Source organism: Bacillus sp. JJ1503, assembly GCF_036965125.1.
Classification (GTDB): Bacteria; Bacillota; Bacilli; order Bacillales; family Cytobacillaceae; genus Cytobacillus.
Window position 1 is genome coordinate 10,679 of record NZ_JBALOZ010000046.1, and the last position, 4,971, is coordinate 15,649.

A 4,971-nucleotide genomic window follows, 5' to 3' on the forward strand; every position below is an offset into this window, starting at 1 on the left:
TGTGAATATCCTAATAAATATATTAAATTATTCTATAATCATTGCCCTTATTCCGTTTATATCATTTTATATGATCAAGGATTATGATTTAATGAAACGGACCTTGTGGTATTTAACACCTAGAAAGTGGAGGCAGGAAGGCATATTATTTTTGCGGGATATCGATAAGTCCCTTGGAGGCTATATAAGGGGACAGATCATTGTCTGTGTGGCAATTGGAGCCATTTCTGCACTGCTCTTTTGGTTCGTTGGAATGAAATATCCTTTACTGCTTGGTTTAATAATTGGATTAACAAATGTTATCCCCTATTTCGGTGCATTTGTCGGCGCTATCCCAGCAGTCATTATTGCTTTCGCTATATCAATTAAAATGGTGATCATTTCGGTTATTATTGTTTTTGTCCTGCAATTTCTCGAAGGAAACATATTATCACCTTTGATTGTCGGAAAAAGTTTAGATATGCACCCGCTAGTCATTATGTTTGCCCTTTTAGCTGGTGGAGAAGCAGGCGGTGTCATCGGCTTAATCATAGCTGTACCGGTTTTAGCTGTCATAAAAGTAAGTCTTGTTCATGCTAGATCGCATTTTATTAAAGGACCTAACTCAAAATTTTCACGTTCTTGAAGGAAATGTTGACAAACATGATTTTAAATCGTTATAATTCAGACTATATTAGAAAAGTGAAGCTAGAAAATACGAAGAAGGAACGAGTATGTTATAGACCATCTAAAGAAAGGGAATTCCTTGGCTGGAAGAATTCCTAGATGAAGGATAACAGAATGCTAATCCCGAGTGCAGCTAATACCTGCCGTTTATTCCGCGTTAAGGATCTGAGAGATGAAGGTTATTGATTGACTGCCTTCTGAATCAGGGTGGTACCACGAGCAAGCTCTCGTCCCTGTATAGGGATGAGGGCTTTTTTGCGTATAAAAATACTTGGGTAATAGCAAAAAGGGAAGTCGCCGATATATTTGCAAGGTCGCTGATATTTATGAAGTTGCCGATATATCGAGAAAGTCGCTGATATATCAATACTAAACATAATTTTTAGGAGGAATAATCATGAAACAATTATCAGGTTCTGACATTCGCCGTCTATTTTTAGAGTTTTTCAAGGTAAAAGGCCACTCTATTGAACCGAGTGCTCCCTTAGTACCGCATGAAGATCCATCTTTGCTTTGGATTAATAGCGGAGTTGCTACGTTGAAGAAATATTTTGATGGCCGTGTTATTCCGGAAAATCCAAGAATTACAAACGCCCAAAAATCCATTCGTACGAATGATATTGAGAACGTTGGAAAAACAGCTCGTCATCATACTTTTTTTGAAATGCTTGGGAATTTCTCGATTGGTGACTATTTTAAAGAGGAAGCAATCGAATGGGCATGGGAATTTCTTACCGATGAAAAGTGGATTGGCTTTGAAGCGGAAAAATTATCTGTCACAATCCATCCAGAAGATGATGAAGCATTTGATATTTGGAGAAAGCAAATTGGTGTTCCAGAAGAAAGAATCATTCGTTTAGAAGGAAACTTCTGGGATATTGGTGAGGGTCCAAGCGGTCCGAATACAGAAATCTTTTATGATCGTGGACCTGAGTATGGGGATGACCTAAATGATCCTGAATTATACCCAGGCGGAGAAAATGAAAGATATCTAGAGGTTTGGAATCTTGTTTTTTCAGAATTTAACCATAATCCAGATGGAACGTATACTCCGCTTCCAAAGAAAAATATTGATACTGGGATGGGGCTTGAACGGATGGCATCCGTTGTTCAAAATGTCCGAACAAACTTTGATACAGACCTTTTCATGCCAATCATCCGAGGAACAGAAGAAATCTCAGGTGTGAAATATGGAGAAAATATAGAAACTGACGTTGCATTTAAAGTAATTGCCGATCATATTCGGACTGTTGCATTTGCAGTCGGAGATGGGGCGCTCCCATCAAACGAAGGCCGTGGGTATGTTTTAAGACGCTTGCTGCGCAGAGCGGTCCGTTATGCGAAACAAATCAATATCAATCGTCCATTTATGTTTGAGCTAGTCCCAGTGGTTGGGGAGATTATGCAGGATTTCTACCCGCAAGTAAAAGAAAAAGAAGAATTTATCCAAAAAGTAATTAAAAATGAAGAGGAACGTTTCCATGAAACCCTGCATGAAGGACTGACGATTTTATCAGCCGTTATTAAAAAGGAAAGAGAAAAAGGAAGCGATCTGATCCAGGGCGAGGATGTATTCCGTTTATATGATACGTATGGGTTCCCTGTTGAGTTAACAGAGGAATATGCTGAAGAAGAAGGCATGAAGGTTGATCATGATGGTTTTGAGCTAGAAATGAACCACCAGCGTGAACGTGCTAGAGCAGCGAGACAAGATGTTGATTCCATGCAGGTTCAAGGTGGAGTATTAGGAGAAATAAAGGTTGAAAGTCAATTTACTGGCTATGATAACCTTGAGGCGAATTCCCAAATTGTAGCAATCGTTAAGGATGGGCAGCTGATTAATGAAGCGCATTTAGGCGAAGAAGTACAGCTTATTTTAGATATTACGCCTTTCTATGCGGAGAGCGGCGGTCAAATTGCTGACAGCGGAATTTTAGAAGCTGAAGGTTTAAAAGTTGTGATTAAAGATGTTCAAAAGGCACCAAATGGCCAAAATCTTCATAAAGCAATCGTTGAAACAGGAACGTTGAAATTAAATGATCGTGTGCATGCAAGCGTGGATGAATCATCACGTTCAAAGATCATTAAGAATCATACAGCAACCCATTTGCTTCATCAGGCGTTAAAAGATGTTCTTGGAAATCATGTTAACCAAGCAGGTTCATTAGTAGAGCCTGACCGTTTGCGCTTTGACTTCTCACACTTCGGGCAGATCACTGCTGAAGAGCTCGAGAAAATTGAAAACATTGTGAATGAAAAAATTTGGCGCAGTTTGGAATTAGAAATTGATTATAAAGACATTGAAGAGGCTAAAGCAATGGGAGCTATGGCGCTATTCGGTGAAAAGTACGGCAAGATTGTCCGTGTTGTTCAAATCGGTGATTATAGTCTTGAACTTTGCGGGGGATGCCATGTTCCGAACACATCTGTAATTGGTCTATTCAAAATCCAATCAGAAAGCGGGATTGGAGCAGGCACGCGCAGGATTGAGGCTGTAACGGGTGAAGCGGCATACCAATTATTAAATGATCAAATAAGTATATTAAAGGAAGCTGCAAATAAATTAAAAGCCAATCCGAAAGATTTAGCTGGAAGAATTGAGGGGTTATTAACCGAAATGAAACAGCTGCAAAGAGAAAATGAATCATTGGCAGCGAAATTGGGCAACATTGAAGCTGGAAGCCTTGTGTCGAAAGCTAAAGAGATTAATGGAATAACTGTATTAGCTGCTAAGGTTGCAGCATCTGACATGAATAACCTGCGGAATATGGCAGACGACTTAAAGAATAAACTTGGTTCAGCCATTGTTGTACTAGGCAGTGTTAATGATGATAAAGTTAATTTAATTGCTGGTGTGACAAAGGATTTAATTGAAAAAGGATACCAGGCGGGAAAAATTATTAAAGAAGTGGCTACTCGCTGCGGAGGTGGAGGCGGTGGCCGTCCAGATATGGCACAAGCAGGCGGTAAAGATCCAGAAAAGCTTGAAAGTGCATTGAATTTTGTTGAAGAATGGGTTAAAACCTTTTGATATATACACAAAGTAGTGTAAAATGAAGGTAACCTGTCGAAAATGTTCAATATATGGATATAATTAGGGATTTTAATTAAAATACTGAACCTAATAATCGAACTCAAACAATGATTTGTGTATAAAGAAAAGCTCTTTCATTAGAGCTTTCCATCAAAAAAGCGAGGTGTAAGAAATGAGCTCATTTGATAATACAATGAGATTCAATTTTCCTGAAGAGCCCATGGAACATGATGTTAATCAGGTGCTTTTGCAAGTGTATGAAGCTCTTCAAGATAAAGGGTATAACCCTATTAACCAAATTGTTGGTTATTTGCTGTCTGGGGATCCTGCTTACATTCCCCGCCATAAGGATGCGCGCAATATTATTCGCAAACTCGAACGTGACGAAATCATTGAAGAGTTAGTCAAATCATATTTAAAACAGCAGCGAAAGGGATAATATATGCGGACAATGGGATTGGATGTCGGCTCAAAAACGGTCGGCATTGCGCTTAGTGATGCACTAGGCTGGACTGCTCAAGGCTTGGAAACTTTAAAGATAAATGAAGAGAAAAATGAGTTTGGTTTTGAGCAGATTGGTAAGATTATTAATGAGAATGAAGTTAGTAAAATTGTTGTCGGCTTGCCGAAGAATATGAATGGGACGATCGGTCCGCGTGGAGAAGCAAGCCAATTTTACGCTTCTGAACTAGAAAAACGATTTGGCTTGCCTGTCGTATTATGGGACGAGCGACTGACAACAATTGCAGCTGAAAGAGTTCTTCTTGAGGCGGATGTCAGCCGAAAAAAGCGTAAAAAGGTCATTGATAAAATGGCAGCCGTCATGATTTTACAAGGCTATATAGATAGTCAAAATACGATGAGGTGAACAGAATGAACCATGGAGAAAACAATATTACTGTAGTAGATGAAGAAGGAAACGAGCAGCTATGTGAAGTGTTATTTACATTTGATTCTGAGGAATTTGGAAAGTCTTACGTCCTTTACTACCCAATTGGTGCAGATGATAATGATGATGAAGAAATTGATATTCACGCTTCAGCTTTTATCCCTAGTGAGGATAATCAAGACGGCGAATTAATGCCGATAGAAACGGACGAAGAGTGGGATTTAATTGAGGAAATGCTTAATACATTCCTTGAAGAAGAAGAAGAAAAAGAAGGTAAATAAAAGCAAGGCTGGCCATTGGCCAGCTTTTTTTATTTGTGACTAAGCCTAACGGACAGCCAATTAAATTGCATACGAAAAAGGTCGAATTGTACAAGTATATT

5 protein-coding genes are annotated in these 4,971 nt (G+C 39.0%); all 5 read left to right on the forward strand.

Going from position 1 to position 4,971, the window contains the following annotated elements:
- On the forward strand, positions 1 to 625 hold a 625-nt coding region (locus V7149_RS04460), incomplete at its 5' end, for an AI-2E family transporter (RefSeq protein WP_335344445.1).
- Positions 626 to 1,063: 438 nt separating this feature from the next.
- Positions 1,064 to 3,697 carry an alanine--tRNA ligase gene (alaS, locus tag V7149_RS04465; RefSeq protein ID WP_335344446.1) on the forward strand — a complete coding sequence of 878 codons (2,634 nt, stop codon included), beginning with the start codon at positions 1,064 to 1,066 and terminating at the stop codon, positions 3,695 to 3,697.
- A 175-nt stretch (positions 3,698 to 3,872) separates the two neighbouring features.
- Positions 3,873 to 4,139 (forward strand): IreB family regulatory phosphoprotein, encoded by a 267-nt coding sequence (locus V7149_RS04470; protein ID WP_066293092.1) that lies wholly within the window; start codon positions 3,873 to 3,875, stop codon positions 4,137 to 4,139.
- A gap of 3 nt (positions 4,140 to 4,142) precedes the next feature.
- Complete coding sequence (gene ruvX, locus V7149_RS04475) at positions 4,143 to 4,568, forward strand: Holliday junction resolvase RuvX (RefSeq protein WP_335344447.1); 426 nt, start codon at positions 4,143 to 4,145, stop codon at positions 4,566 to 4,568.
- 5 nt (positions 4,569 to 4,573) lie between these two features.
- Complete coding sequence (locus V7149_RS04480; protein ID WP_335344448.1) at positions 4,574 to 4,870, forward strand: DUF1292 domain-containing protein; 297 nt, start codon at positions 4,574 to 4,576, stop codon at positions 4,868 to 4,870.
- Positions 4,871 to 4,971 lie beyond the last annotated feature (101 nt).

Bases quoted from the DNA above. Each gene is read 5' to 3' on its own strand.
- ruvX (WP_335344447.1), top strand. From the start codon at position 4,143: ATGCGGACAATGGGATTGGATGTCGGCTCAAAAACGGTCGGCATTGCG.
- V7149_RS04480 (WP_335344448.1), top strand. From the start codon at position 4,574: ATGAACCATGGAGAAAACAATATTACTGTAGTAGATGAAGAAGGAAAC.
- alaS (WP_335344446.1), top strand. From the start codon at position 1,064: ATGAAACAATTATCAGGTTCTGACATTCGCCGTCTATTTTTAGAGTTT.
- V7149_RS04470 (WP_066293092.1), top strand. From the start codon at position 3,873: ATGAGCTCATTTGATAATACAATGAGATTCAATTTTCCTGAAGAGCCC.